The following is a 26,571-nucleotide window of genomic DNA, read 5'->3' as shown; positions in this document are numbered from 1 at the left end:
TCGTAACGCGTCGAACTTGGATCCCCGCCTTCGCGGGGACGACGTAAGGGAGCTTACTGCTTCGGGAGTCCGCCCAGCAGCGCCGCCAGCTTGGGCTTCGGCTTGCCCGATGCAGCCGGTGCCGCGGGCGCTTCCTTGCGCGGGGCTGCCGACGGTTCGTACGGCTTGAGGAACCACGGATCGATCTTGTCGCGGCGCGGCGCGCCGTAGTTGCGCGGACCGCGGTCGGGACGTTCCGTGCGCTCGGGACGCGGGCTGTCCGTCTCGCGGCGGCCGCCGCGGCGCTCGACCGGGCGCTCGCCGCGCTCGCCGCCGCGCGACGGCATGAAGCCCGTCAGTTCGCCGCGGGTGATGGTCTGCTTGATCAGCTTCTCGATGTCCGCCAGCAGGCGCTCGTCCTTGTCCGAATACACGGACAGCGCATCGCCCGTGGCGCCGGCGCGGCCAGTGCGGCCGATGCGGTGCACGTAGTCCTCGGCGTTGTACGGCAGGTCGTAGTTGATCACGCACGGCAGGTCGGTGATGTCGAGGCCGCGCGCCGCGACGTCGGTCGCGACGAGCACGTCGATGTCGCCGTTCTTGAACGCATCCAGCGCGGCGATGCGTTCCTGTTGCGTCTTGTCGCCGTGAATGGCGGAGGCCTTGATGCCGGCCTGCTCGAGGTAACGCGCCAGGCGCGAGGCGCCGATCTTGGTGTTCGAGAACACGAGGACCTGCTTCAGGTCGCGCGCGCGGATCAGGTGCTCGACGACGTTGCGCTTCTGCTCTTCGTCGACCTTGTACAGCACCTGCGTGATCGAGGTGTTGGTGGCGTTGCTGCGCGCGACTTCGATCGTCAGCGGGTCGTTCAGGAAGCTGGACGCCAGCTTCTTGATCTCCGGCGAGAACGTGGCCGAGAACATCAGGTTCTGGCGCTTCTTCGGCAGCAGGTTGATGATGCGCTGCAGGTCGGGCAGGAAGCCCATGTCGAGCATGCGGTCGGCTTCGTCCATCACGAGCATCTGCACCTGGCCCAGGCTGATGTTCTTCTGCTCCACGTGGTCGAGCAGGCGGCCCGGCGTGGCGATGACGATCTCGACGCCGCGGCGCAGGATCTCGGTCTGCGGCTTCATGTCCATGCCGCCGAAGACGACGGTGGAGCGCAGCGGCGTGTGCTGGGCATAGGCCTTGACGTTCTCGGCAACCTGGATCGCCAGTTCGCGCGTCGGCGTCAGCACGAGGGCGCGCACGGCATGGCGCGCGGGCGACATGCTCGTGTTGGCATGCGGCAGCAGCAGCTGGATGATCGGCAGCGAGAAGCTCGCCGTCTTGCCGGTGCCGGTCTGGGCCGCGCCCATGACGTCGCGGCCCTGCAGGACGATGGGGATCGCCTGGGCCTGGATCGGGGTCGGATGGACATAGCCCTGGTCCGACAGCGCACGCTGGATCTCAGGCGCGAGGCCGAAATCGGCGAAGCGCACGGTCGGCGCGCCGCCAGCTTCAATAGTGGTCGGTGTTTCAGACATGTTTTCTTTCGGGCAATGAATCGTTGCGTTCTACGGCCGGGCTGCTGCCCTGGCTGGGCCAACGCGGGTAAACCGGGATGACGGGACGCGCCTCGCGCGGGCTTGGCCGGGAGCGGCGGCTTAGGCTGACGTAGAGAATCTAAATCGCGCTCAAGGTTACCTCAAATCGTACCCCCTGTATATGAAATCCGTGTTTTTACCTACCTTTACGCGCCTTTACAGCCTTAAATCGCTTGCCGGACCGATAATTCTTTGAATAAATAGTTCATCAAATAAAGGATTCCAGCATGGTAGCGAGCATCAGCGGTGGCCTGTCGACGTGGGCCGATTCCGTCTTTTCCAAACTCGATACGAAGAAGCAGGGCTATATCGAGAAGACCGACCTGCAGAGCGCGCTCTCGGCGACGGACGATGGCGGCGGCATGCAGTCGGGCGACATCGACGACGCCTTCAGCGCCCTCGACGGCGATGGCGACGGCAAGGTCACCAGGAGCGAGCTCACGGATGCGATGACGAAGCTGTCCGACCAGCTCAACGCCCAGTTCGACGCGGCGCGCGTGAACGGCGGCGGCACGCGGCCGGACGGTCCCCCGCCCGGTCCGCCGCCGGGCGGTGCAGGCGGCGCGGGCGGTGCGGGCGGCGCGGCCGACAGCACGAGCAGCAGCACCACCAGCACGACCGAGCCGGCCGACACCAACGGCGACGGCACCGTCAGCGCCCAGGAACAGGCGGCGTACGAGACGAAGCAGGCCAGCGAATCGGACAGCGGCCAGGCGGCCAAACCGCACGACGAGCGCGATCCGATGCGCGCATTCGCCCATGCGCTGCAATTGTTGAAGGCGTATTCGGACGACAGCGACACGTCCTCGACCAGCAGCGCCGTCAGCATCGCGGCCTGAGAATCACTGCGCACCTTACCCAGCGTCATCCCCGCGCAGGCGGGGATCCAATTCGCACGCGTCGCCGCAGTGCACGCAACATTGGGGTCCCGCCGAGGCGGACGGCCAGTCCGGGAACGACGACGTTTTATAACGCGTGAACAATCAGGAAGTAATCAACCCGTGCTCGTCGAGCACGTCATGGAGCAGCTCCAGCCGGATCATCGGATTGTCCAGCATGAGCATGCTCTGCTTCTGGTGATTGGGCAGCGGCAGCAGCTCGCACCAGCGGTTGGCGACCCAGCCGCAATCGTCCAGGCGGAACGGCGGCTGCACGGGCCAGCGGCTCTGCGGCACGTCGTGCAGCGACGCCAGCACGCGGTCGAGCGCATCGGCCGCGCCCTTCAGGTCGGACGGGATGCGCACGATGTGATCGTCGTCCAGCAATTCCGCCTCGGCCATCCACAGGCCGTTCGTGCGGCGTTCGCTTTCCAGGACATTGAAACGCGCACCGCCGCGGCACACCACCTGCAGCAGGCCCGGCGTGGAGGCCGTCGTGTCCTGCACGGACGCCAGCGTGCCCGCCGACGCGAACTTTTCCTGGCCCTGCGGGGTGCGCACTTCCTGGCCATGCGTCAGCAGCACGACGCCGAACGGCTCGTCTTCCGTCAGGCAATGGCTGATCATGTCGAGGTAGCGTACCTCAAAGATCTGTAGCGGCAGCACGCCATCCGGGAACAGGACCGTACTGAGCGGGAACAGGGGTAACGTGATCGTGGCCATGCGCGCATGATGACAGATTCGCCGCGCGGGACGGAGCACGATTGCGCGTCCCGTCAGTCGTCCGGCGCGACGATCGGCAAGGTGCGTACGGCCTCGGCCAGCCCACGCAGGCGCCACCCGAGACGCGCCCAGCCGGGATCGGGATGATCCGCCACGCGCACCGTGACGGCATGGCCGGGCGCCGCGTCGCAGGCGTACACGTAGTCGCCGGCCTGCTCGAACGGCAGGCGGAACGCATGGCCCGGCAGCACGAGCACCTGGCCGAACACGTGCGGCGCGATGTCGCGGTTGTGCAGCAGCAGGACGTCGCGCACGCCCAGCGTCAGCTGCACCTCGGCCGGTACCAGGCCGGCATGCTCCCCGCGCAGGACGGCCGCGCCGCGCGGGAACACGAACGTGCGCTCGCGCGTCGGGTAGCGCACGGGCGCGAGCGCGGCCCACAGCAGGACGGCGACGAGGGCCAGCGCGGCACCCCAGCGCACGCGCTGCAGCAGGCTCATCGTGGAGAAGTGGGCAGGCATCGGCATGGCGTAAAACGCTCATTGTAGCCGGACGGTACGCGCCCTGTTGTGCGCCGATTTCGTGGGCACCCGCGTATCCTGTCATGACGGCACGCTTGCCCTGCCGGCAATGGACCATTGCCACCTTTTCCCTTGTCGAGTACAGCGTACTGCATTCATGCCGCGTCCAGACCCATCGCCCGTTCCAACCGCCCGCCCGGCGCCGCGCAGCCCGGTCCACCTTCCCCTGCTCCTGGCCGCGCTCGCGTTTCTCGCCGCGCTGATCGTGACCTATATGGTGGCCGGCAATGCGCAGCGGACCGCGGCGGCCGAACTGGCCGGCAATTTCAATTTCCGCGCACGCGACATGGCGGCCAGCATCGACCGGCGCATGGACGTCTACGAGGAAGTGCTGCTGGCCACGAGCGGCTTCCTGCGCGGCTCGGTCGAGATCGACCGCGGTGCATTTGCCGAATACTACGACCTGCTGCGCCTGAACGAACACTTCCCCGGCATCGAGGCGCTGGGCATCGCCGCGATCGTCCCGCCCGGCCGTGTCGACGCGCACGTCGCCGCGATGCGCGCCGAGGGCTTTCGCGACTACGCGATCAAGCCGCCCGGACCGCGCCCCGTGATCACGTCGATCACCCGCATCGAACCGTTCTCGGGACGTAACCTGCGCGCGTTCGGCTACGACATGTTCAGCGAGCCGGTGCGGCGCGCGGCGATGGAGCAGGCGCGCGATACCGGCCATGCGGCCGCAACCGGCAAGGTCGTGCTGGTGCAGGAAGGCGGCAACGGCGGCCAGCCCGGCTTCCTGATGTACATGCCGGTATACGAGGCCGGCCTCGTGCACGATTCGCTCGACGCCCGGCGCGCCGCCATCGTCGGCTGGGTGTACGCGCCGTTCCGCATGAACGACCTGATGCGCGGCCTGGGCGGCGAACACGCGGACGACCTGCTGGTCGAAATCTACGATGGCCTCGCGCCCACCGCGGACGCCCTGCTCTACCGCTCTTCCCGCGGCGCGCCCGGCCGCAAGCCGCTGCTGAGCTACCAGACGACGGTCGACAGCGCCGGCCGCACGTGGACCGTCGTCATCCACTCGATGCCCCGTTTCGAGGCATCGCTGGAGCGCCGCACGACCGTCGCGATCGCGCTGACCGGCGTCGGCCTGGGCATGCTGCTGGCGCTCGTCGTCTGGCTGCTGGCCTCCGAACGCCGCCGCGCGCTGCAGCTGGCGCAAGGGATGACGGTGGAACTGCGCGCCTCGCGCGACCGCATCGACGCCGAACGCGAACGCGTGCGCCTGATCCTGCAGACGGCGTACGACGCCTTCATCGCCATCGCACCCGACGGCCGCATCACGGACTGGAACCTGCAGGCCTGCAAACTGTTCGGCTGGCGCGAGGACGAGGCGGTGGGGCACGACGTGCTCGACCTCCTGGTCCCCACCTCCGAGCGCGCGGCGTGGCGCGACTGCCTGGCACAGTTCGCCCAGCGCGGCACCTGCGCGATGCTGACGGGCCCCACGGAAACGACCGCGCTGACGCGCGACGGCCACGCGATCCCGGTGGAGGTCGCGATGACGCCGCTGCCGACGAAGCACGGCTACGGCGTCACGGCGTTCGTGCGCGACATCCGCCCGCGCAAGGAAACGGCGGAACGCGAGCGGCAGCGCCAGCAGGGCCTGGAGGAAGCGCGCGCCGCGCTGCTGCGCTCGCAGAAGTTGGAAGCCGTCGGCAAGCTGACGGGCGGCGTGGCGCACGACTTCAACAACATCCTGCACATCATCAGCGCCAACGTCCAGCTGATGCTGCGCAGCGACGACAACGGCCGCAAGCGCCTGCTGAACATCCTCGACGCCGTCGAACGGGGCAAGAAGCTGGCCGCCCAGCTGCTCGCCTTCGCGCGGCGCCAGCCGCTGCACCCGAGCGTCGTCAACCTGGCCCAGCTCATCGAGCGCATGGACGCGCTGCTGCACCGCGCGGCCGGCGACAGCGTCGCGATCCGGTTGACCATCCCGCCCGACCTGTGGAACGTCCTCGTCGACCCGAACCAGCTGGAAAACGTGCTGCTGAACCTGGTGATCAACGCGCGCGACGCGATGGAGGGCGGCGGCAATGTCACCATCACCCTCGCCAACGCGACGATCGACCCGGCCGACCAGCTGGCCTACCCCGGCATCCGTCCCGGCGAATTCGTCACGATCGCCGTCAGCGACACGGGCAGCGGCATGCCGCCCGACGTGATCGAGCGGGCGTTCGAACCGTTCTTCACGACCAAGCCCGAGGGCAAGGGCACGGGCCTGGGCCTGTCGATGGCGCACGGCTTCGTCAAGCAGAGCGGTGGCCATATCCGGCTGGCGAGCCGGGAGGGAGAAGGCACGACCGTGACGATCTACCTGCCGCGCGCGCTGCAGGACACGCCCGATCCCGCCTTCGTGCCCGTGCCGCACTGACGCACCGGGTATCTGGTATCACCACCGCAGGAGAAGTCTTGAGCAATACCGACCACCACCACGCCGACGCCCTCGACGCCGCACCGCGCGCCCCGGGTTTCGACAATTCGATCGCCTTCCTGGCGCAAGGCTACGAGTTCATGCCGCGCCGTTACGCCGCGCTGGACAGCGACCTGTTCGCGACCCGCCTGATGCTGCAGCGCGTGCTGTGCGTGCGCGGCGAGGACGCGGGCCGCATGTTTTATCAACCCGGCCGCTTCACGCGCCGCCACGCGCTGCCGGCGACGACGATGGCCCTGCTGCAGGACTTCGGCAGCGTCATGGCGCTGGACGGCGAGGCGCACAAGAAGCGCAAGGCCATGCTGATGTCGTTGTTCAGCCCCCTGGAGCGGCAGCGCCTCGTCGGCCTGGCCGCGGCCGAATGGCGCACGCGCTTCGCGCAGTGGACGGGCAACGCGCAGGTCGTCGTGCACGAGGCCGCGCAGGAAGTGCTGTGCCGCGCAGTGTGCCACTGGGCCGGGATTCCGATCAGCGCGGAGGACGCGCAGGAGCGCACGCGCGAATTCGCACGGATGATCGCGGGTGCCGGCTCGGCCGGTCCGCGCAACTGGCGCGGCCACCTCGCGCGTGCCCGCACCGAGCAATGGGCCCGCGCCCTCGTCGACGCCGTGCGCGCCGGCCAGGTCCAGCCGGCGTTCGACAGTCCGCTGAACGTGATCGCACGCCACCGCGACGCCGACGGGGAACTCATGCACCGCAAGCACGCGGGCGTGGAACTCATCAACCTGCTGCGCCCGACGGTGGCCGTGGCGCGCTACATCGTGTTCGGCCTGCTGGCGCTGCACGACCACCCGGAATCCCGCGCGCGCATCGCCGCGGGCGACGACGCGTACACGACGTGGTTCATGCAGGAAGTGCGGCGCTACTACCCGTTCATCCCGGCGATGGGCGGCCGCGCCCTGCACGCCTTCGACTGGCGCGGAATGCATGTGAAAAAAGGGACGTGGGTGTTGTTCGACCTGTACGGCACGAACCACCACCCCGCGATCTGGGGCGACCCCGAGGTGTTCCGGCCGGAGCGCTTCGACCGCCGGCAGAGCAGCGGCTTCGATTTCGTGCCGCACGGCGGCGGCGACCATTATTCGGGCCACCGCTGCCCGGGCGAATTCGTCACGGGCGACCTGGTGAAGTCGGCGCTGCAGTTGTTCGCCGGCGAGATCGCCTACGACGTGCCGCCGCAGGACCTGACGGTCGGCATGCGGCGAATTCCGACGTTGCCGGCGAGCGGGTTCGTGATCAAGAACGTAAAACAACGTCATCCCCGCGAAAGCGGGGACCCATGCTGAGGTACAGAAACCCGTACCTTAAAGATAACGCGGTGTGCTCGACGTCCGGCCTCGGACGTTCAGCATGGGCTCCCGCTTTCGCGGGAGCGACGGGTCAGCGCACCAGGCGCCCATCCAGCACGCGCACGCGCTCCCCATTGCGGAACCGCGGCGCGCCCTTCTCCGTGAAGGTACGGTACCCGCCGGCCGCCATCTTCACGCGCACGTCCGTATAGGTTTCCGCCTTCATGTTTCGCTCGATGCGGTTGCCGGCATAGGCGCCGCCCACCGCGCCCGCCACCGTGGCCAGGGTGCGGCCGCGGCCGCTGCCTACCTGGTTGCCCAGCAGGCCGCCGACGACTGCACCGCCCACGCCGCCGACGCCGCTGGCGCGCTCGGGTTCACGCTTGTACGTATGGTTCGAGACGACCGTGGCGCAGTTGCGGCATTGCGCTTCGGCGCGCGGATGGTGGTCGGGTGCGGCCTGGGCTGCGAATGGCGCGGCGAGGATCGCGGCGACGAGGGCGGCACGGGCGGTGTGACGGATAGCGAATGCTTGCATGGTGTTCCCCTTACATATCGTTGTAACAAATATGTGTACAGAGTAACGGTCACGCTCCAATGTGGAAAGAGTGAAACAGTATCAATTGCAAGCGAGTGTAACCGTCCATTTTTGGTGCAATATGGAATGATGCTTGCCATAAATGCGTTATTCTGTCTTTTTGATGCAACTTTTCGATGCCATGCTGCGAAAGTTTCTCTATAGTACTGACATGTGATTATTTGAAACAATTTACAGAAGACGGGCCGTTACCGCAGGCCTTTGTCATCCCATGTCCACGTCCATGTCGTCACGCACCCTGTCCGTCATCGTCTGCACCGCCGTGCTGGCCTGGCCCACCGTCGCGCTCGCCGGGACCGACACGGAAACCGGCGACATCCGCACGCTGAGCACGATCCCCCTCGAGGAACTGATGCAGATGCGGGTCGTGACGGCCGCATCGAAATTCGCCCAGCCGATCAGCGACGCACCGTCGTCCGTGGTCGTGCTCACGGCTTCCGACATCCGCGACCATGGCTGGCGCACGCTGGCCGACGCGCTGGCCACGCTGCCCGGCCTGTACGTGACGAGCGACCGCAACTACACGTACCTGGGCGCGCGCGGCTTCCTGCGTCCGGGCGACTACAACAGCCGCTTCCTGCTGCTGGTCGACGGCATGCGCGTCAACGACGCCGTGTACGACCAGGCCCTCATCGGCACCGGGGGCCTGATCGACATGGACATGGTCAAGCGCATCGAATTCGTGCCCGGTCCAGGCTCGGCCGTGTACGGCTCGAACGCGCTGTTCGGCGTGATCAACGTCGTCACGCGCGACGGCAGCGGCCTGTCCGGCGTCCAGGGCGCCGTCACCGCGGCCGGCCAGGGCGAGCGCAAGGCCCGCACCAGCTACGGCTGGCACGGCCAGAACGGCGCCGACCTGCTGTTGTCCGCCAGCGCCTTCAACCGCGCGGGCCGCGACCTGTATTACCCGGAGTTCGACACCCCCGCGACCAACAATGGCATCGCCCGCCACCTCGACTGGGACCGCGCCCAGAACTTCCTCGTCAAGGGCAGCTTTGGCGGCGTGACCCTGTCGGCCAGCCATGTCGCGCGCACCAAGGGCATCCCGACCGGATCCTTCGGCGCCGTGTTCAATGCGACGAACCAGACACGCGACACGCAGACGATCATCGGCGCCGCATGGAACCGCCAGCTCGCGCCCGCGCTGGCGCTCGCGGTCCAGCTGCAGTCGGGCCAGGCCGATTACGAGGGGCCAGGCTGGTATCCGGACGTCGAGGGCGTGGTCCGCCAGAACGTCGACGGCGCCCATGCGCGCTGGTACGAAGCCAGCGCGCACGCGACCCTGACGAACCTGCCGGGCCAGAAGATCGTGATCGGCGCCGAGCTGGGACGCGACGCGCACCGCGACCAGTACAACTACAACGAGCAGCCCTACGAATTGCTGCTGCAGGACCACCGCGACGCGATGCGCCGCGCCGTGTTCGTGGAAGACGAGATCCGCCTGCCGGCCGGCTTCCTCGTCAACGCCGGCGTGCGCTACGACGACCGCGAAGACCCGGACATGCATCGCTTCAGCCCGCGCGTGGCCGTCGTGTACAAGGCCACCCCAAGCGACACCGTCAAGCTGATCGCGGGCAGCGCCTTCCGCGCGGCCAACGCCTACGAGATGTATTACGCGCTGCCGGAGATGGCCGGCGGCATGCTCCCCAATCCGAACCTGCGCCCGGAAAAGATCGCGACGCGCGAGCTGGTGCTGGAACACGTCCTGGCAGGCGGCGGCCACGCCACGCTGTCCCTGTTCCGCTACGCGGTGGACGACCTGATCAGCCAACAGCTCGACCCGGCCACGGACATGCTCATCTTCCGCAATATCGACCATGCCGATGCCCGCGGCCTGGAAGCCGCGCTCGACCGCGACTTCGGCGCCGTGCGCCTGCGCGCCAGCTATTCCTGGCAGCTGGCACGCGGCACCGGCGGCGTGCCCCTGGTCGATTCGCCGCGCCACCTGGCCAAGGCCAACCTCACGGCGCCGCTGGGCTGGCGCGGCGGCCGCGTCGGCGCCGAGCTGCAGTGCAGCGGCAGGCGCCTGGCCGACCAGGGCGCGGCCGGCGGCTACTGCGTCGCCAACGTCACGCTCTCCGCGCTGCGGCTGCTGCCGCGCACCGAGCTGTCGCTCAGCGCCTACAACGCCACCGGCAAGCGCTATGCCGACGTGGCCGGCCCCGCCTTCGTGCAGACCGCGCTCGCGCGCGAGGGCCGCACGCTGGCCGCGAAACTGGACTGGCGGTTCTGACGATGCTCCGCGCCCTCTCCTTCCTGGCGATCGTGGCCGGCCTGGGCCTGGCAGCCGGCGCCTGCCGCGCCCAGGTCGAGGGCAAGGACCTGAAGGCGGCATACATTTTCAACTTCGCGATGTTCACGACCTGGCCGGATGCCGCCGGCAAGGGACCGCTGTTCGTATGCGCGAGTCCGGACAATCCGCTGTGGTCCGCGCTGAGCGCCCTGAACGGCAAGCCGATCAACGGCCGTCCCTGGACCGTGACCGAACTGGCGCATCCGAAAGCCGCGCACTGCGACATCGCGGTGCTGGCGCGCTCGATGGAGCGGCCGGCGCTGCTGTCGGCGGGCGTGCTCGTCGTGCGTGATGGCGCCGGCGGCAAGGCCGCCATCACGCTCGTCGAGGACGATGAACACATCCGCTTCGACATCGACACGCGCGAAGCGGCGAAGAGCGGCCTGCGCTTTTCTTCCCACCTGCTGCGCCTGGCGAGGAACGTGTTATGAACCCGACGACGGCGCGCCGCCCCGGAGAACTGAGCCGCATGCTCGGCATGGGCCAGCTGCTGGCCGCGGCCGCCGCGCTCGGCGTGGCCTGCTGCATCCTGCTCGCTTACCAGTTCGTCGCGCTGCGCCGCAACCTCACCGACGACCTGACCGTGCAGGCCGCGATCATCGCCGACAACGTGGCGGCCACCTTGATGTTCCACGACCAGGACGCGGCGCACGAGATGCTGCGCTCGTTCCGTCACTCGTCGTTCCTCGCCGCCGCCACGGTGTACGACCGCCAGGACGTCGAATTCGCCGCCTACCGCAACGGCGCCGTCGACGAGATGCCGTCGCTGCTGCGCGACTGGACGCTGTTCACGCCGCTCTCGGTGGCGCGGCCCATCCGCTATCGCGGCATGGCGCTGGGCCGGGTCGTGCTGACGGCCGACACGGTCGGCATCCGCAACGGCCTGCTGCGCTATGGCGCCCTGCTGGCCCTGGCCTCGCTGGGCGCGCTGGTGACGACGTCCATGCTCACGCGCCGCACCAAGGCCCGCATGCGCCGCGCCGAATCGCAGCTGAAGCACCTGGCCTACACGGACACCGTGACCGACCTGCCGAACCGCCGCTGCACCTATGAGGCGCTGGAGCTAGAAATCGCCATGCGCACCGAGGGCGGCGGCCGCATCGGCCTGCTCTTGATCGACCTCGACAACTTCAAGGTCGTCAACGACACGGCCGGCCACGCCGCCGGCGACCGCCTGCTGCAACAGGTGGCCAGCCGGCTGCGCGCGACGGCGCGCGCCAGCGACCGCATCGGCCGCATCGGCGGCGACGAATTCGCCGTCATCGTCGCCCCGCTCGACGATCCGGCCGAGCTGGAACGCGTGGGGCAGCGCATCGTGGCCGCGCTGCGCCAGCCGCTGCAGGTCGAGGGGATCGAAGTGATGCCCACGGCCAGCATCGGCGCCTGCGTGTTCCCGGACGACGCGCACACGATGAGCGAACTGCTCAGCAACGCCGACGCCGCCCTGTACCGCGCCAAGGGCAAGGGCCGCGACAACGTCGCCCTGTTCGAGCGCGACATGATCCTCGCCACGCAGCGGCGCGCGCGCCTGGAACGCGACCTGCGCCGCCACCTCGAGGCCGGCCTGCTGGAACTGTGCTACCAGCCGCAATACGCCTGCGGCTCGCGCAAGATGGTCGGCGTGGAAGCGCTGCTGCGCTGGCCGCATCCGGACCAGGGGTATATCTCGCCGGCGGAATTCATCCCCATCGCCGAGGAAAGCGGCCTGATCGTCGAAGTCGGCAAGTGGGTGCTGGACCGCGCCTGCCGCGACGCCGTCGCGCTGTACCGCCAGACCGGCACGTGGCTCAGCATGGCCGTCAACGTCTCCGCGCGCCAGCTGCGCGACAAGGATTTCATCGACGTCGTCGAAAACACGCTGGCGCACACGGGCCTGCCCGCGGACCGGCTCGAGCTGGAGCTCACGGAAAGCATGCTGATGGAAGACCTGGACGGCGCCGTCGAATTCATGCACAACGTGCGCGCGCTGGGCGTGCGCCTGTCGATCGACGACTTCGGCACCGGCTATTCGTCGCTCGCCTACCTGCAGACCTTCCCGATCAACCACCTCAAGATCGACCGCAGCTTCGTCCGCCTGCTGCCCACGTCCGGCACGACGATCGCCGGCGCCGTGATCGCCCTCGCCCACGGCTTCAAGCTGACCGTGGTCGCCGAGGGCGTCGAGGAACCCGAGCAGTTCGAATGGCTGCGCCAGGCGGGCTGCGACTACGTGCAGGGTTACCTGCTGGCGCGCCCGCTGCCGCTGGCGGCCCTGCGTGCGCGCGTGCTCGAGGAATGCGTGCCGGCGGCCTGAGCCGCTTTCAATCCGGCGCCGGCACGTCCACGATCAGGCGCGGATCGAGCGACCGGATCCGCGGCTCCACGTAATACCCGCCCGCCTCCACATAGCGCAACGCGCAGCGCCCGCACACGGTGCATTGCGCGACCTGCGCGCGGTTGTACGGATAGTGGCGCGGCGCGATGGGCGCCTCCGGCGACCAGTTCGTGGTGCCGTCCGGGTGGTACTCGGCGAACGTGGGCTCGCCGTACGGGTCGGCCACGAGCGTGCCCACGGTGCGCATCTGCGACTCCGGGAAATCGACCGGTACGCGCGTCCATTCCCGGTAGGTGTCGATGGCGCAGGCGCACGGCTGCGTCACGGCGGCCGATGCGTCGGCGAGCGATTTCAGTTCATCCACGGTCATTGAGGGCTCCATTGCTGCGGGTCCGATTCCGGCAACAAACCGTGCCGAACATCAAGCCTTACGGCGCCCGCGCGACGATGGTATCTTGTCACGGCAAGTCCTAGGGAACTACTTAAGGAGAACACACGATGGCAGCGAAAAAGATCCTGTTGTTGACCGGCGATTTTGCGGAAGATTACGAAACCATGGTGCCGTTCCAGGCACTGCTGGCGGTAGGCCACACGGTGCACGCCGTCTGCCCCGGCAAGAAGAAGGGCGACAAGGTCAAGACCGCGATCCACGATTTCGAAGGCGACCAGACCTACACGGAAAAGCCCGGCCACCAGTTCGCGCTGAATGCCGATTTCGCCGAGGCGAACCCGGACGACTACGACGCCCTCGTCATCGCGGGCGGCCGCGCGCCGGAATACCTGCGCCTCGATCCGCAGGTGATCGCGCTGGTGCGGGGCTTTGCGCACGCCGACAAGCCGATCGCCGCCGTCTGCCACGGCGCCCAGCTGCTGGCAGCCGCCGACGTCATCCGCGGCAAGCGCGTGTCGGCCTATCCCGCCTGCGCGCCGGAGGTCAAGATGGCCGGCGGAGAATATGCCGACATCCCGGTCGACCAGGCCGTCACGGACGGCAACCTCGTCACCGCCCCGGCCTGGCCCGCGCATCCGCAATGGATCGCGCAGTTCCTCAAGCGGCTCGGGACCGACATAGCACTGTAGTTCGCGCGGTAACGTCAGGCCGCTTCGGCGGGCGCGGTCGTCTCGCCTGGAATATGGGCGCACACGCGGTCGCGGCCGCTCCGCTTGGCCCGATACAATTCCTCGTCGGCGTGCTTGATGACGACGCCGACCGCGTCGCGCTCGTGGTGCTGCGCCACGCCGAACGACGCCGTGACGCGCAGGCCGACCGGCCACGCCTGCTGGTGCAGCGTACGGCGCAGGTTTTCCGCGAGCGTCCGTCCCTGGTGCACGTTGGTTACCGGACAGACGATGAGAAATTCCTCGCCGCCCCAGCGCACGAGGCGGTCCGACGAACGGATGCCGGACGCGATGACGTTGGCGAACTTGCGCAGGACATCGTCGCCCACGTCGTGGCCGTGCGTGTCGTTGATCGACTTGAAGTGGTCGATGTCGATGAAGATCACGGCCATCGGATCGGCCAGCAGGCTCGACGTGCTCATCAACGCAGCACGCAGGCCCTGCCGGTTCAGCGCGCCCGTGAGCGGATCGATGTGCGCCTGCCCGGCCAGGTCGCGCGCCTCAAGCTCGAGCGCCTTGTTGACCTCCTTGAGCAAGGCGATGGCCGCCTCCCGGTCCTTCAATTCCGTACGCAACGACAGCGTGACGGCCACCAGCCAGCCGACGGCGCACAGCACCCAGGCACTCACCAGCCCCATCAGCAATGTATTCAGGGCGATCACCTTGCCGTGCAACTGCAGTCGGCGCAACGTGAACACGTGCTTGCCGTCCTTGCCATCGCCCCTGATCAGCAACTCGACGCGCGCGACATTGTCGACATTGACGGCCGCGTGTTCCATCGACGGCTTGGCCATGTCCTTCCACCAGGGTGCCACGGCGAACCATTTGAGCGGAATCCGCAACTTGCCGTCGGCCGGCAAATCGAGCTTATCGACCTGGTGGACCTTGAAGGTTTCCCACTGGTCGAGCCGCGTCAACCCTTCCTCGACCTGGGCCAGGGCCAGACTGAAGCCTGGGTTCCCGGTTCCGGAATAGTGTCCGTCAATGGTCATGTAATCGAACGTTGACATGTCCATACCCACATTCTCCTTGAGAAGATTGAACGTGAGCTTGCAATATGGCCATCCGTACTTTGGGACGATATGACAATGCACGACCAGGTCGCGCCCATTCTTTTCGATCGACCCGACCGAAGCGCCGCCATCGCTGCTGCTGCGATCATCCTCGATCCAGACTTGGAAATGATCGCCGGTCAGCTCGACCACCTGCTCCATGCCGACGCGCTGCCAGGTGAGCAGAACGATCGTCAGCAGCAATAGTCCGCCGAACACGTAACGGGCATAGCCGACAATACGGGCTAACGGCTGAAGCGAGGCGATGGACGTGGACATGATCGTTATACGCGATGACGTCAGGCCGCCTCGGCGTTCGCGATCATGTCGGACGGAACATAGGCGCAAACGCGGTCGCGGCCGCCTTGCTTGGCGCGATACAGCTCTTCGTCGGCGTGCTTGATGACGACACCGACTTCATCGCGCTCGTGATGCTGCGCCACGCCGAACGAGGCCGTGACGCGCAGGCCAACCGGCCACGCCTGCTGGTGCAGCGCATGGCGCAGGTTTTCCGCCAGAATTCGTCCCTGGAACACATTGGTCATCGGACATACGATGAGGAATTCCTCGCCGCCCCAGCGCACGAGGCGGTCCGACGAACGGATGCCGGATGCGATGACGTTGGCGAACTTGCGCAGGACATCGTCGCCCACGTCGTGGCCGTGCGTGTCGTTGATCGATTTGAAGTGGTCGATGTCGATGAAGATCACGGCCATCGGATCGGCCAGCAGGCTTGACGTACTCATCAGCGCGGCACGCAGGCCTTGCCGGTTCAGCACGCCCGTGAGCGGATCGATGTGCGCCTGCCCGGCCAGGTCACGCGCTTCGAGTTCGAGCGCCTTGTTGACCGTCCGGAGCAGCGCGACGGCCGCCCGGCTGTCCCGCAGTTGCGAGCGCAGCGACAGCGTGAGGATCGCGAGCCAGCCGACGGCGCACGATACCCATGCGGCCACGATCCACATCAGCAGCGTGTCGCGGCTGATCATCTTGCCGTGCAGGCGCAGGGCGTGCAGGGTGAAGACGTGCTCGCCTTCCTTGCCGCCGCCATTGATCATCAATTCCGCGCGCGCGACGTTGTCGACATTGACCGCGGAATGCGCCAGCGTCGGCTTTGTCATGTCCTTCCACCACTGCGCCACGCCAAACCACTTGATCGGTATCACGAAGACCTTGCCATCGGGCGGCAGGTCGAGCGCATCGATCTGGTTGATCTTGTAGGTTTGCCACTGGTCGAGGCGGGTCAGCCCTTCGTCGATGTCCGCAAGCACCAGGCCGAATTTCGATGCCCCCGGCCCGGCATATCGCCCCTCGATGGTCAGGAAGTCGAAACGGGACATGTCCATGCCCTTTTCCCCCTTGAGGAAATTGAAACTCAACTTGCAGTACGGCCATGCGCTCTTCGACGCGATATGGCAGTGCACGATGAGGTCCTGCCCTTTGCGCTCGAGCGAGGCCACGGAAGCGCCACCGCCCGACCGGTCATCCTCTACCCACAGCGGAAAGTGATCGCCGGTCAACTCGACAACCTTTTCCATGCCATAGCGCTGCCATACGAGCAGGACGACCGTGATGAGCAACAAGCCCGCGAAGACATAGCGGGCATGGCCGAGGAGCCGGACCAGGGGCTGCAGCGAGGTTTCAGTGGAGGGCACCGACATGGTGAGTTTCTTAGAGATTCTTGCGATACAGCAAGATACCTCACCGTTTAGGTGCATGCAATAAAACTGAAAAGCAGTGTTGCCAATTGGTATCAGTTAGTGCGAATGGCGAACAAATTGGATGTCGTCCTGCTGACGCGGAATAACCCCAATCTGAAAACCGTCCCGACACCGAACCCCGACCGTCCCGCATGGCCGAACAAGACCGATGCGATGGCAAGGGCGGGGCATGGACGGCCTGCTGCGCGGAACGTTCAAGAAACGGCGCGCTCGAACTTCATGACCCAATTCGTTTCCCACGTCGCGCCGCCATCCCTCGAGAACGCCTGCTGCCAGCGGGCGCTCGCGGCCGTGATGTCCGTCCAGAGGAAGCGCACACGGATCGGTTGGCCGTTCAGGGTGTCGGCGGCGAAGAAGGTGCCGGTGCCATCCTTGAACGCGCCGACGACCGGAACGCCCAGGTCATGGGGCTGGCGGCTGTCGAGCCACCAGATGGACCATCGCTGCGTCGCCGGGTCGTAGGCGCGGATCGAAGCCGCACGATAGGTGCCTGACGGCGTTTCCAGCACGTTGTCGTCGACGTTCGCCTGGCCGTCCAGCAGCGGTCGCAGGGAACATGTCCCGCCAAACTCTTCCCATTCGGTGCATCCGACGAGGCGTTCCTTGAGACGCCGATGGCGGACCGTCCAGTGGCCGACGAGGAAATCGAAATCGTTCATGGCGGGGTCCTTATGCATGGATGGCCGAGCGGGCTGTCGGCGCAAGTTTCATGGAATGGGGCGGCTGTTTGAGCCACTGCGACAGGGCCGGCGTCACGTGCCGTCCGATCGGCTCCTTGAACACGGCCACGCTGACGAGCACATGCTCACCTTCACGCACGGGCAGCCGCGGGAAATTGTTCGGGCTCGGTTCGGTGACATACCACCCTTGCGCCAGCGCCCCGTCGCTTTGCAGAACGGACGCCATGCGCTCGCGGCAGACGTCGAGCAGCGCCGGGCTCGCGGCATCGTTCAGGGTGAACACGGTGACGGCGACCAAGCCGCCCGCGCCCCCTGCCCTGCGCGCGGGATCATGCGCCAGACCGGCACCGTGCCACGCCGGGCGCAGCAGCAGGACGTCGTCGGAATCGATCATGGTCGCGTTCGCCGCATCGCGATGGGCCGCCCAGACCGGACCGCCGTAGAAACCCTGCAGGCCGCGTGCACGCGAAGGCATGTCGGCAAAACCGCGCAGCCAGACGAAGCGGTCCGGGTCGCCCAGGTCACGGAACTGGCCCATCACGCCCATGCCTTCCGCTTCCTGGGACTCGACGAATTCGCGGTCGAACAGCTCGATCAGCGCATCGCGCTGTTGTGGGCGCAGCGTGTACTGGCGCAGTTCGACAACCTGGGGATGTGTCGGTGGCATGGTGGGCTCCTCGTTGATGTCGATGCCGGCAGTATCGAATAGAATATCTGCCACCTGATGTCATATATTCCGCCGCACCATGCGCGCCAGCCGCCTGCTTTCCATCCAAATGATGCTCGAGACACGCGGCACCATGAGCGCCGCCGCGCTCGCCGAGGCGCTGGAAATTTCTGTGCGCACGCTGCACCGCGACATCGACCAGCTGACCGCCGCCGGCGTGCCCATCTACGCGGAGCGCGGCCGCACCGGCGGCTTCCGCCTGCTCGACGGCTGGAACACGCGACTCACCGGCCTGACGCCGGCCGAAGCGCAAGTCGTCTTCCTCAGCGGCCTGGCCGGCCCCGCAGCCGACCTCGGCCTCGACAAGCCGCTGCAGGGCGCGCAACTCAAGTTGCTGACGTCGCTGCCGGAATCCTCGCGCTCGGAAGCGCAGAAGATGCAGTCGCGCTTTCACCTCGATCCGGTCGACTGGTATCGCGAGGCGGATGCGGTGCCGTGCCTGGCGGTCGTCGCCGACGCGCTCTGGACGGACAGGCAGCTGGGCATGCACTACGAGAGCTGGCGCGACGAGGTCGAGCGGGTCGTCCATCCGCTGGGGCTCGTGCTGAAGGCGGGTGCGTGGTATCTCGTCGCCGCGGCGGACGGCAAGCCGCGCACGTACCGGATCTCGAACGTGAGACGCGCGGCGAAGCTGGAGCAGCGCGTAAAACGGCCGGCACGGTTCGACCTGGCGCGTTATTGGGTGGCGTCGGTCGCGCGCTTCGAGGCCGAGCTGTATATGGACCATGCGGACGTGCTGGCGACGCCGGCCGGGCTCAAGCATCTGCGCTACCTGAATGCCGCCGTTGCCCGTGCCGTGGCGGAAGCGCGGCCGTCGCGGCGGCGGGATGGGCGGGTGGCGTTGCGGATTCCGGTCGAGTCGGTCGAGCACGGGGCCGGCCAGTTGCTGCGGCTGGCGCCGGACGTGGAGGTGACGGGGCCGGTCAGGCTCAGGAAAGCGATCGTTTCCAGGTTGCGGTGCCAGTCGGAGATGTATGGGTGCTGACGCGTCCCCCGCAATCCGGCCAGTGCCGGCCGCCCGGCCGAACGTCCTACAATAGAACACCCGGCCGGACAGCCGCGCCGGCGCCGACAAGGAGAACAGCAATGCCAGCCGTCACCGAACGATTCGACGCAGTGATCATCGGCGTGGGTCAGGCGGCCTCCGCCCTGGCCAACCGCCTGGGAACGGCCGGCATGACCGTCGCCGTCATCGAACGCCGTGCCGTGGGCGGCACCTGCGTGAACGTCGGCTGCACGCCCACCAAGGCGATGGTGGCGAGCGCCCGCGTCGCCCGCCTGGCCGCGCGGGCCGGCGAATACGGCGTGACGATCCCGGGCGCGCCCGTGGTCGACATGGCGGCCGTGAACGACCGGACCCGCGCCATCGTCGACAAGAGCCGCGCGGGACTCGAGCGCTGGATCACCGGCCTGCCCGGCTGCACGCTGATCCACGGCCATGCGCGCTTCGAGAGCGCGCGCACGGTGCGGGTCGGCGACCGGCTGCTGGAGGCGGACAAGATCTTCATCGACGTGGGCGGCCGCGCTTCCGCGTCGAACATCGAAGGACTCGGCGACGTCGATTGGCTCAGCAGCAGCGACATGGTGACGCTGCGCGAACTGCCGCGCCACCTGGTCGTCATCGGCGGCAGCTACATCGGGCTGGAGTTCGCACAGATGTTCCGCCGTTTCGGTTCCCAGGTGACGGTGGTGGAACGCGGCGCGCGCCTCATGCCGCGCGAGGACAGCGAGGTCTCGGACGAGATCCGCGCCATTCTCGAAGCCGAGGGCGTCGCGTTCAAGCTGGACGCGGAATGCATCCAGGTGCGCCCGCATCCGGAAGGCGGCGCGGTGATCACGCATGGCGGCAAGGAGCAGACCGTCGGCAGCCACATCCTCGTGGCGGCCGGCCGCGTGCCGAACACGGACGACCTGGGCCTCGACAAGGCGGGCGTCCGCACCGGTCCGCACGGCCATATCGAGGTCGACGAGCAGTTGCGGACGAACGTCCCCGGCATCTGGGCGCTGGGCGACTGCAACGGGCGCGGCGCCTTCACGCACACGGCCTATAACGACTACGAGATCGTCGCCGCCAACCTGCTGGACGGCGAGTCGCGCTCGGTGAACGACCGCATCCCCGTCTATGCACTGTATATCGACCCGCCCCTCGGACGCGTCGGCATGACGGAGGAACAGGCGCTGGCGCAGGGCCGCACCGTTCGCGTCGGCAAGCGGCCCATGGCGCGCGTGGGACGCGCCGTCGAAAAAGGCGAGTCCCAGGGCTCGATGCGCATCGTCGCGGATGCGCAGACGGACGAGATCCTCGGGGCCGCCATCCTCGGCCCCGGCGGCGACGAGGCGGTGCACATGGTGCTGGCTGCGATGGCCGCCGGGATGACCAGCCGACAGCTGACCCACGTGGTGGCGATCCACCCGACCGTATCGGAGCTGATTCCCACGATCGCCGGCGAACTGGACGCGCCGCACGCGGGCGGCGGCTGACGCGCGGCGCCGCTGCGCTGGCGTCGCATTTCCCATGCATAAGTTGCATCAAAAATGTTGACGCTCCTGGGCGTTTTTGTAATTGCCACCCGAACAGCTGGTCGGCCAGACTCTTTCAACTTTCGTTGAACGAGAACGCACGATGTTTTCCGATGCAGCCGCCAAACCGCTACGGACACGCCTGGAATTCGCACCCACCCACCCTGCCGACGGTTCGCTCTTTCTCATCTATATCACGCTGATCTGGATCGGGATGCTGCTCGGCTTCGGTCGTGAAATCGCGCAGCATATCGCGAACAATGACCCGCCCTACCCCATGATCCTGCACGTGCATTCCGCCGTGTTCGCCACATGGCTGGTCGCGTTCACCGCGCAAATCCTGCTCGTTCGCGCAGAGAAGCCCGCCCTGCACCGGCGCCTGGGCATCGCAATGGCATCCGGTGTGGGCGTGCTCGCCATCGTCGGCCCGCTGACGGCTTATACGATACAAAACCTGAAGTTCGGCACGCCGCACAGCGATCCTGCATTCCTGAGCGTGCAACTCGGCGATTTGATTGGTTTCGTCGGCCTGAGTGTGGCGGGCATCGTTCTCCGCAGGCAGGTGGCGGCACACAAGCGCCTGATGATGCTGGCGATCCTGCAACTGAGCACAGCGGGCTTTGCGCGCTGGCTGGGCGGTACGATCAGCGCCGCCTATCCGTTCGGCTATTGGGGGCAGAGTTTCTGGGCGACGTTCCTGATCCTGCACCTGACCAACGACGTGCTCGCGCTCGGCATCGGTGTGCACGACCTGCTGACCCGCGGGCGGTTGCATCCGGCCTACGTGATGGGCGTGGTCTGGAGTTTCGGCTGGCAAGTCACGCACGTCAGCCTGTATCTGTGGCCGGCGTGGTTACCGGTGGCGAAGATGCTGCTGGGGCATTGAGACCAAAAAATCAGGGGCTTGGCGGATGTCGCGCAAGCCCCTGATTCATTGTGGATTTTTGGTAGGCCTCCCCGGAGTCGAACCGGGCACCAACGGATTATGAGTCCGCTGCTCTAACCAGGCATGAGCTAGAGGCCCGAAACTGGTACATCCGAAGACGCTAAAAACTCGCCACTTACGGTCGCGAAGCGGCCGAAGTGGCGAGAGGATATTGTTTTAGCGTAGGTCCGTCAAGCCTCAGCCGCTGTTGTTCTCGAGGAAGCTCTTCAGCTTGTCGGAGCGCGACGGGTGGCGCAGCTTGCGCAGCGCTTTCGCTTCGATCTGGCGGATGCGTTCGCGCGTGACGTCGAATTGCTTGCCGACCTCTTCCAGCGTGTGGTCGGTCGACATTTCGATGCCGAAGCGCATGCGCAGCACCTTCGCTTCGCGCGGCGTCAGCGAGTCGAGCACGTCCTTGACGACACCGCGCATCGAGGCGTGCAGCGCGGCGTCCGAAGGCGCCAGCGTGTTGTTGTCTTCGATAAAGTCGCCCAGATGCGAATCGTCGTCGTCACCGATCGGCGTTTCCATCGAGATCGGCTCTTTCGCGATCTTCATGATCTTCCGGATCTTATCTTCCGGCATTTCCATCTTGATCGCGAGGGTGGCCGGGTCCGGCTCGGCGCCCGTCTCCTGCAGGATCTGGCGCGAGATCCGGTTCATCTTGTTGATCGTTTCGATCATGTGCACAGGAATACGAATCGTGCGCGCCTGGTCCGCGATCGAGCGGGTAATGGCCTGGCGGATCCACCACGTTGCATACGTCGAGAATTTATAGCCGCGACGGTATTCGAACTTGTCCACCGCCTTCATCAGGCCGATGTTGCCTTCCTGGATCAGGTCGAGGAATTGCAGGCCGCGGTTCGTGTATTTCTTCGCGATCGAGATGACGAGACGCAGGTTAGCTTCCGTCATTTCGCGCTTCGCCTTGCGTGCCTTCATTTCACCAGCCGCCATCTGGCGGTTGATGTTGCGCAGGTCGGGCAGCGGCAGGACGACGCGGGCTTGCAGGTCGATCAGGCGTTGCTGCAGTTCCTTGATCGTCGGGATATTGCGGCCGAGGATCGCGCTGTACGCGTGGCCGGCGTTCACTTCGCCGTCGACCCAGTCGAGGTTCGTCTCGTTGCCCGGGAAGACCTTGATGAAGTGGGCGCGCGGCATGCCGCAGCGGTTCACGGCCACGTCCAGGATCTGCTTCTCGATGTGGCGCACTTCGTCGACCTGGCCGCGCAGGGTGTCGCACAGCTTTTCGACGACCTTGGCCGTGAAGCGGATGCCGAGCAGTTCGTTCGAGATCGCTTCCTGGGCCTTGATGTAGCCGTCGGAGTTATAGCCCTGCTTCTCGTAGGCCTTGCGCATCTTGTCGAACTGCTGTTCGATTTCGCGGAATTTGTCGAGGGCCGAGTTCTTCAGCTGCTCGAGCTGTTCGGCGGAATAGCCGGCCGCGCCGGAACCCGCGTTCGCCTCTTCTTCCTCTTCCTCTTCTTCCTCTTCCTCGTCTTCGTCCTCATCGTCGTCGGATTCGGTCGACGCCGGGGCGACGGCCGCCGGGGACGTTGCTTCGTCCCCTTCCGGATCAACCATGCCGTCGACGATTTCGTCGATCTTGATCTCGTCCTGCTCGATACGGCGGGCGGCGTCGATGATCTCGGCGATCGTCACCGGGCAGGCGGAGATTGCCTGGATCATGTCGCGCAGGCCGTCTTCGATGCGCTTGGCGATCTCGATCTCGCCTTCGCGGGTCAGCAGTTCGACCGAGCCCATCTCGCGCATGTACATGCGCACGGGGTCCGTCGTGCGGCCGAAATCGGAGTCGACGGTCGACAGCGCCGCTTCGGCGGCAGCCTCGGCTTCGTCGTCGCTGGTGACGGTGGCGACGTTATCGGACAGCAGCAGCGTTTCGGCATCGGGCGCGTGCTCGTAGACAGCAATGCCCATGTCGTTGAACGTGCCGATGATGCCTTCGATCGCTTCCGGATCGACGATGTTGTCCGGCAGATGGTCGTTGATCTCGGAATACGTCAGGAAGCCGCGCTCCTTGCCCGACTTGATCAGGGCCTTGAGCTTCTGGCGGCGAATTTCCAGTTCCTCTTCGCTCGCTTCCGTGTCCGACGAGAACGCATCTTTCAGCAGCGCCTTTTCCTTGGCCTTGCGGTCCTTGGCCTTGGCCTTGTCGACCGCTTTCAGCTCGGCGCGCTCGACCGCGTTCAGGGCGGCGACTTCATCGTTTTCGGGCGTGAATTCCTTGGGCTTGCGACCACGGCGGCCTGGCACCTTGACGGCCGGCAGCACGTAGCCCGACGTATCGATTGCGGCGAGGGCTTCCGCATCGGTCGTCTGGTTGACTGGGGCGACACCCGCAACGCGAGCTTCCGCCTTGTCTTGCGAATTGTCCACTTTAGCGGACATTCTGGTGGATTTGGTAGCCACTTTGGTTTCGGGTTTCTTGGTTGGCACAGGCGCTTTCGAAGTCACAACGACCACTTTACGATGGTTAAAGATAAAGTTTTGTTACCTTACATCACGCTGCAGGCACATACTGTTTGCCCCACTAACTGAAACACCTCGCCCGAATTGTCACGAAAAATCGTTTCAATGCTTGCAATAGTTAGCGTTTTATTATAGCACGCGCCCTTGTTCTTTCCAGTCAAGAACGGCGCCTCGGCAACCCTCTCCGATCAGGCGAATTTCGCAGGGGTGTCGTTCGCTGCCTCCCGGGCCAAGAGGTCCTGCTGAGCTGTGATTTCGCGATAGCGGGCACTCACCTGATCTGGGGTCAATCCGGAAGAAAACAACTGGTTCAACTCCTGTTTCAGCACGTCCATCTTGACTTGCCTCACTGCACTTGTCAGCCACACGCGGTCCCCGTCGATATCCGATTCGGGCTCGACCGCGATCGATGCGATCAGGTTGTCGTACTCCGAACTCGCTTCCTTCAATTGCTCGGACAACGCGGCGAACGTACCGTTCGGTCCCAGCGCCTGCGCCATCGCCACGAGCTGGCGCAGGCGTTCGGCCTGCTCGGCGCCGAAGTGGTCGAAGGCGCGCAAGGCCGACTCGTCCAGGCCCAGGGCCAGCGCCGGATGCGAAACCAGGATGCGCGACATCTGCAATTCCAGGCCGACCGGTTCCGGACGCCCCTGGCGCGGCGGCGCCTTCCTGGCCACCGCAACCGGCTTGGACAATTCGAACAACGTTTCGATCTCCGCCGGCGTTGACTCCGTCAGGTTCGCCAGGCCGCGCACGATCTGCAGGCGCAGGGCCGACGGCGTCATCGCCTGCAGCAGCGGTTTCGCATCGAACTGGACACGCGCCCGGCCTTCCGGTGTGTCGAGGTCGTGCTCCGTCGTGACCTCGCGCAACAGGAATTGCGACAGCGGCATCGCCTCGTTGATTTCCTGTGCGAAAGCATCCGCGCCGAATTCGCGCACATAGCTGTCCGGATCATGCTCTTGCGGCAAGAACAGGAACCTGATCGTCTTGTTGTCCGTCACTTGCGGCAGGCATGCTTCCAGTGCGCGGCGGGCGGCGCGGCGGCCGGCCTTGTCGCCGTCGAAGCTGAAGATGACGTTGTCCGTCTGGCGCAGCAGCTTTTGCACGTGGGTACTGGTACACGCCGTGCCGAGCGTCGCGACGGCTTGCGGGAAGCCGAGCTGGGCCAGCGCGACGACGTCCATATAACCTTCCGTCACCAGCACGTAGCCGGCGTCGCGGATCGCCTGGCGCGCCTCGAACAGGCCGTACAGTTCGTGCCCCTTCTGGAACAGCGGAGTTTCCGGCGAGTTCAGGTATTTGGGTTCGCCACCGTCCATCACGCGGCCGCCGAAGCCGATCACCTGCCCTTTCGTGTTCCGGATCGGGAACATGATCCGCTCACGAAAACGGTCGTACCGCTTCTTGTTGTTGCCATCTTCGTCCACCTTGTCGATGACGAGGCCGGATTCGACGAGCGCCAGCGCATCGTAGTCGCGGAAGACGGAACGCAGATTGTCCCAGCCGCCCGGCGCATAGCCGAGGCCGAAGCGGGCGGCCACTTCGCCCGTCAGGCCGCGGCCTTTCAGATAGGCGATGGCGTTCGGCGCCGTGCGTAGCTGGGCGCGATAGAAGTCGCAGGCCTGGTTCAGCGCGTCCGTCAGCGCCAGGGTCTGCGCCTGCTGGGCGGCGCGCTGGGCCGGCGGGATCTTGTCGTCCTCCTGGGGCACGATCATGCCCACACTTTGCGCCAGGTCCTTGACGGCGTCGACAAAACCCATGCCCGAGTATTCGATCATGAAGCCGATGGCGGTGCCATGGGCGCCGCAGCCGAAGCAGTGATAGAACTGCTTGGTCGGGCTGACGGTGAAGCTGGGGGATTTCTCGTTGTGAAACGGACAGAGCCCCATATAATTGGCGCCGCCCTTTTTCAGCTGCACGTAACGCCCCACCACGTCGACGATGTCAACGCGGTTGAGCAGATCGGTAATGAATGATTGCGGAATCACTTGATCTAACTAACAGTATTTGTCTCAGGTCAGACTATACCGCAGGGCTCGTTACAAGTTGATTTGCAACAATGCAACATGGCGTTGCCGCTCCGGTGCATCAAAACAGACACGGCCGTGGCGGCGATGCCGCAGCCGTGCCACCAGGCATCAGCCGCCTGCGAGGGCTTTCTTGACCTGTGCCGAGACGGCCGTCATGTCGGCGCGGCCGGCGAGTTTCGGTTTCAGGATGGCCATCACCTTGCCCATGTCCTGCGGACCGGCGGCGCCCGATGCGGCGACGGCGGCGGCCACTTCGGCGGCGACTTCCTCATCCGACAGGCCGGCCGGCATGTACGTCACCAGTACAGCAAGTTCGGCCTTCTCGATGTCGGCCAGATCCTGGCGACCGCCTGCCTCGAACTGGGTGATCGAATCCTTGCGCTGCTTGATCATCTTCTCGACAATGGCCACGACCTGGGCATCGTCCAGCTCAATACGCTCGTCCACTTCCTTGCGCTTGATCTCGGCGATCAAGAGGCGGACCGTGGCGAGGCGCTCGCTGTCCTTGGCGCGCATGGCGGTTTTCATGTCGTCGGTGATTTGGTCTTTCAAGCTCATGGAAACTCCGTTCGATAGGGGCAAAAGGCAAAACCCGCTGCGGCACAACCGGAGCGGGCTTCGTCGAA

The 26,571-nt window shown here is 66.1% G+C and carries 22 protein-coding genes and 1 tRNA gene; 10 read left to right on the top strand and 13 right to left on the bottom strand.

All coding sequences use genetic code 11. From position 1 onward, the window contains the following. Positions 1 to 53 precede the first annotated feature (53 nt). Positions 54 to 1,505 (bottom strand): DEAD/DEAH box helicase, encoded by a 1,452-nt coding sequence (locus ASD28_RS16700; RefSeq protein ID WP_056130237.1) that lies wholly within the window; start codon positions 1,503 to 1,505, stop codon positions 54 to 56. Between the two features lie 287 nt (positions 1,506 to 1,792). On the opposite strand from ASD28_RS16700, the gene ASD28_RS16695 reads away from it, so the two are divergent. Further along, positions 1,793 to 2,404: an EF-hand domain-containing protein gene (locus tag ASD28_RS16695; RefSeq protein ID WP_056130234.1), complete on the top strand. Its 612-nt coding sequence runs from the start codon at positions 1,793 to 1,795 to the stop codon at positions 2,402 to 2,404. Between the two features lie 144 nt (positions 2,405 to 2,548). Here the strand turns inward: ASD28_RS16695 and ASD28_RS16690 are convergent, their stop codons facing one another. Together ASD28_RS16690 and ASD28_RS16685 are read right to left on the bottom strand one after the other, a co-directional pair. Then, complete coding sequence (locus tag ASD28_RS16690) at positions 2,549 to 3,166, bottom strand: LON peptidase substrate-binding domain-containing protein (protein WP_056130231.1); 618 nt, start codon at positions 3,164 to 3,166, stop codon at positions 2,549 to 2,551. 53 nt (positions 3,167 to 3,219) lie between these two features. After that, positions 3,220 to 3,693 (bottom strand): hypothetical protein, encoded by a 474-nt coding sequence (locus ASD28_RS16685; RefSeq protein ID WP_229412009.1) that lies wholly within the window; start codon positions 3,691 to 3,693, stop codon positions 3,220 to 3,222. A 151-nt stretch (positions 3,694 to 3,844) separates the two neighbouring features. Between ASD28_RS16685 and ASD28_RS16680 the strand changes: the two genes are divergently transcribed. Both ASD28_RS16680 and ASD28_RS16675 read left to right on the top strand, forming a co-directional pair. Then, complete coding sequence (locus tag ASD28_RS16680; protein WP_056130228.1) at positions 3,845 to 6,127, top strand: CHASE domain-containing protein; 2,283 nt, start codon at positions 3,845 to 3,847, stop codon at positions 6,125 to 6,127. A gap of 38 nt (positions 6,128 to 6,165) precedes the next feature. Then, positions 6,166 to 7,473 (top strand): cytochrome P450, encoded by a 1,308-nt coding sequence (locus ASD28_RS16675; protein ID WP_056130225.1) that lies wholly within the window; start codon positions 6,166 to 6,168, stop codon positions 7,471 to 7,473. Between the two features lie 94 nt (positions 7,474 to 7,567). Here the strand turns inward: ASD28_RS16675 and ASD28_RS16670 are convergent, their stop codons facing one another. After that, positions 7,568 to 8,014 (bottom strand): glycine zipper 2TM domain-containing protein, encoded by a 447-nt coding sequence (locus ASD28_RS16670; RefSeq protein WP_056130222.1) that lies wholly within the window; start codon positions 8,012 to 8,014, stop codon positions 7,568 to 7,570. A 271-nt stretch (positions 8,015 to 8,285) separates the two neighbouring features. Here ASD28_RS16670 and ASD28_RS16665 point away from each other — a divergent pair, with 271 nt between their 5' ends. From ASD28_RS16665 to ASD28_RS16655, 3 genes are read left to right on the top strand one after another with little or no spacing between them, the layout of a single operon-like run. Beyond that, positions 8,286 to 10,307, top strand: coding sequence for a TonB-dependent receptor (locus ASD28_RS16665; RefSeq protein ID WP_229412007.1), 2,022 nt, complete (start codon positions 8,286 to 8,288; stop codon positions 10,305 to 10,307). A gap of 2 nt (positions 10,308 to 10,309) precedes the next feature. After that, positions 10,310 to 10,798, top strand: coding sequence for a YfiR family protein (locus ASD28_RS16660; protein WP_056130219.1), 489 nt, complete (start codon positions 10,310 to 10,312; stop codon positions 10,796 to 10,798). Then, a complete protein-coding gene (locus ASD28_RS16655; protein WP_056130218.1) occupies positions 10,795 to 12,660 on the top strand; it encodes a bifunctional diguanylate cyclase/phosphodiesterase in 1,866 nt (621 codons plus the stop codon). Before ASD28_RS16660 ends, ASD28_RS16655 begins: the two co-directional genes overlap by 4 nt. A gap of 7 nt (positions 12,661 to 12,667) precedes the next feature. Here the strand turns inward: ASD28_RS16655 and ASD28_RS16650 are convergent, their stop codons facing one another. After that, the gene (locus ASD28_RS16650; protein ID WP_082577120.1) at positions 12,668 to 13,051 is read right to left on the bottom strand and encodes a hypothetical protein; all 384 of its coding nucleotides are present in this window, start codon (positions 13,049 to 13,051) and stop codon (positions 12,668 to 12,670) included. A gap of 128 nt (positions 13,052 to 13,179) precedes the next feature. Between ASD28_RS16650 and ASD28_RS16645 the strand changes: the two genes are divergently transcribed. Next, entirely contained in the window at positions 13,180 to 13,761 is a 582-nt protein-coding gene (locus tag ASD28_RS16645; RefSeq protein ID WP_056130211.1) for a DJ-1/PfpI family protein, read from the top strand. Positions 13,762 to 13,775: 14 nt separating this feature from the next. Here the strand turns inward: ASD28_RS16645 and ASD28_RS16640 are convergent, their stop codons facing one another. The 4 genes from ASD28_RS16640 to ASD28_RS16625 all read right to left on the bottom strand — a co-directional run bounded on the left by ASD28_RS16640 (position 13,776) and on the right by ASD28_RS16625 (position 17,917). Beyond that, entirely contained in the window at positions 13,776 to 15,131 is a 1,356-nt protein-coding gene (locus tag ASD28_RS16640) for a GGDEF domain-containing protein (protein WP_082579148.1), read from the bottom strand. Positions 15,132 to 15,151: 20 nt separating this feature from the next. Next, complete coding sequence (locus tag ASD28_RS16635) at positions 15,152 to 16,510, bottom strand: GGDEF domain-containing protein (RefSeq protein ID WP_056130206.1); 1,359 nt, start codon at positions 16,508 to 16,510, stop codon at positions 15,152 to 15,154. Positions 16,511 to 16,764: 254 nt separating this feature from the next. Then, positions 16,765 to 17,229 carry a DUF1579 domain-containing protein gene (locus tag ASD28_RS16630; protein ID WP_229412005.1) on the bottom strand — a complete coding sequence of 155 codons (465 nt, stop codon included), beginning with the start codon at positions 17,227 to 17,229 and terminating at the stop codon, positions 16,765 to 16,767. A 10-nt stretch (positions 17,230 to 17,239) separates the two neighbouring features. Continuing rightward, positions 17,240 to 17,917 (bottom strand): NIPSNAP family protein, encoded by a 678-nt coding sequence (locus tag ASD28_RS16625; RefSeq protein ID WP_056130200.1) that lies wholly within the window; start codon positions 17,915 to 17,917, stop codon positions 17,240 to 17,242. 79 nt (positions 17,918 to 17,996) lie between these two features. Here ASD28_RS16625 and ASD28_RS16620 point away from each other — a divergent pair, with 79 nt between their 5' ends. From ASD28_RS16620 to ASD28_RS16610, 3 genes are all read left to right on the top strand, one after another. After that, complete coding sequence (locus tag ASD28_RS16620; protein WP_056130197.1) at positions 17,997 to 18,962, top strand: YafY family protein; 966 nt, start codon at positions 17,997 to 17,999, stop codon at positions 18,960 to 18,962. A 101-nt stretch (positions 18,963 to 19,063) separates the two neighbouring features. Beyond that, positions 19,064 to 20,458 carry an FAD-containing oxidoreductase gene (locus ASD28_RS16615; protein WP_056130194.1) on the top strand — a complete coding sequence of 465 codons (1,395 nt, stop codon included), beginning with the start codon at positions 19,064 to 19,066 and terminating at the stop codon, positions 20,456 to 20,458. Between the two features lie 142 nt (positions 20,459 to 20,600). Next, complete coding sequence (locus tag ASD28_RS16610; protein ID WP_056130190.1) at positions 20,601 to 21,383, top strand: hypothetical protein; 783 nt, start codon at positions 20,601 to 20,603, stop codon at positions 21,381 to 21,383. Between the two features lie 59 nt (positions 21,384 to 21,442). Here ASD28_RS16610 and ASD28_RS16605 read toward each other — a convergent pair. From ASD28_RS16605 to ASD28_RS16590, 4 genes are all read right to left on the bottom strand, one after another. Further along, positions 21,443 to 21,521: transfer RNA gene (locus ASD28_RS16605), tRNA-Ile, on the bottom strand. 99 nt (positions 21,522 to 21,620) lie between these two features. Next, the gene (gene rpoD, locus ASD28_RS16600; RefSeq protein ID WP_056130187.1) at positions 21,621 to 23,831 is read right to left on the bottom strand and encodes an RNA polymerase sigma factor RpoD; all 2,211 of its coding nucleotides are present in this window, start codon (positions 23,829 to 23,831) and stop codon (positions 21,621 to 21,623) included. Positions 23,832 to 24,100: 269 nt separating this feature from the next. Next, positions 24,101 to 25,903 (bottom strand): DNA primase, encoded by a 1,803-nt coding sequence (dnaG, locus tag ASD28_RS16595; protein ID WP_056130184.1) that lies wholly within the window; start codon positions 25,901 to 25,903, stop codon positions 24,101 to 24,103. Between the two features lie 150 nt (positions 25,904 to 26,053). Further along, positions 26,054 to 26,503 carry a GatB/YqeY domain-containing protein gene (locus tag ASD28_RS16590; protein ID WP_056130182.1) on the bottom strand — a complete coding sequence of 150 codons (450 nt, stop codon included), beginning with the start codon at positions 26,501 to 26,503 and terminating at the stop codon, positions 26,054 to 26,056. Positions 26,504 to 26,571 lie beyond the last annotated feature (68 nt).

This window comes from Massilia sp. Root133, assembly GCF_001426525.1.
Lineage (GTDB): Bacteria > Pseudomonadota > Gammaproteobacteria > Burkholderiales > Burkholderiaceae_D > Telluria > Telluria orientalis.
Note: the sequence above shows the minus strand (reverse complement) of the source record. Positions and strands in the feature narration are given on the sequence as shown.

What these genes read in the sequence shown, in the direction of transcription:
- ASD28_RS16700 (WP_056130237.1), bottom strand. Translation starts at nt 1,505, where the DNA reads ATGTCTGAAACACCGACCACTATTGAAGCTGGCGGCGCGCCGACCGTG.
- ASD28_RS16695 (WP_056130234.1), top strand. Translation starts at nt 1,793, where the DNA reads ATGGTAGCGAGCATCAGCGGTGGCCTGTCGACGTGGGCCGATTCCGTC.
- ASD28_RS16690 (WP_056130231.1), bottom strand. Translation starts at nt 3,166, where the DNA reads ATGGCCACGATCACGTTACCCCTGTTCCCGCTCAGTACGGTCCTGTTC.
- ASD28_RS16685 (WP_229412009.1), bottom strand. Translation starts at nt 3,693, where the DNA reads ATGCCGATGCCTGCCCACTTCTCCACGATGAGCCTGCTGCAGCGCGTG.
- ASD28_RS16680 (WP_056130228.1), top strand. Translation starts at nt 3,845, where the DNA reads ATGCCGCGTCCAGACCCATCGCCCGTTCCAACCGCCCGCCCGGCGCCG.
- ASD28_RS16670 (WP_056130222.1), bottom strand. Translation starts at nt 8,014, where the DNA reads ATGCAAGCATTCGCTATCCGTCACACCGCCCGTGCCGCCCTCGTCGCC.
- ASD28_RS16665 (WP_229412007.1), top strand. Translation starts at nt 8,286, where the DNA reads ATGTCCACGTCCATGTCGTCACGCACCCTGTCCGTCATCGTCTGCACC.
- ASD28_RS16660 (WP_056130219.1), top strand. Translation starts at nt 10,310, where the DNA reads ATGCTCCGCGCCCTCTCCTTCCTGGCGATCGTGGCCGGCCTGGGCCTG.
- ASD28_RS16655 (WP_056130218.1), top strand. Translation starts at nt 10,795, where the DNA reads ATGAACCCGACGACGGCGCGCCGCCCCGGAGAACTGAGCCGCATGCTC.
- ASD28_RS16650 (WP_082577120.1), bottom strand. Translation starts at nt 13,051, where the DNA reads ATGACCGTGGATGAACTGAAATCGCTCGCCGACGCATCGGCCGCCGTG.
- ASD28_RS16645 (WP_056130211.1), top strand. Translation starts at nt 13,180, where the DNA reads ATGGCAGCGAAAAAGATCCTGTTGTTGACCGGCGATTTTGCGGAAGAT.
- ASD28_RS16640 (WP_082579148.1), bottom strand. Translation starts at nt 15,131, where the DNA reads ATGTCCACGTCCATCGCCTCGCTTCAGCCGTTAGCCCGTATTGTCGGC.
- ASD28_RS16635 (WP_056130206.1), bottom strand. Translation starts at nt 16,510, where the DNA reads ATGTCGGTGCCCTCCACTGAAACCTCGCTGCAGCCCCTGGTCCGGCTC.
- ASD28_RS16630 (WP_229412005.1), bottom strand. Translation starts at nt 17,229, where the DNA reads ATGAACGATTTCGATTTCCTCGTCGGCCACTGGACGGTCCGCCATCGG.
- ASD28_RS16625 (WP_056130200.1), bottom strand. Translation starts at nt 17,917, where the DNA reads ATGCCACCGACACATCCCCAGGTTGTCGAACTGCGCCAGTACACGCTG.
- ASD28_RS16620 (WP_056130197.1), top strand. Translation starts at nt 17,997, where the DNA reads ATGCGCGCCAGCCGCCTGCTTTCCATCCAAATGATGCTCGAGACACGC.
- ASD28_RS16615 (WP_056130194.1), top strand. Translation starts at nt 19,064, where the DNA reads ATGCCAGCCGTCACCGAACGATTCGACGCAGTGATCATCGGCGTGGGT.
- ASD28_RS16610 (WP_056130190.1), top strand. Translation starts at nt 20,601, where the DNA reads ATGTTTTCCGATGCAGCCGCCAAACCGCTACGGACACGCCTGGAATTC.
- rpoD (WP_056130187.1), bottom strand. Translation starts at nt 23,831, where the DNA reads ATGTCCGCTAAAGTGGACAATTCGCAAGACAAGGCGGAAGCTCGCGTT.
- ASD28_RS16590 (WP_056130182.1), bottom strand. Translation starts at nt 26,503, where the DNA reads ATGAGCTTGAAAGACCAAATCACCGACGACATGAAAACCGCCATGCGC.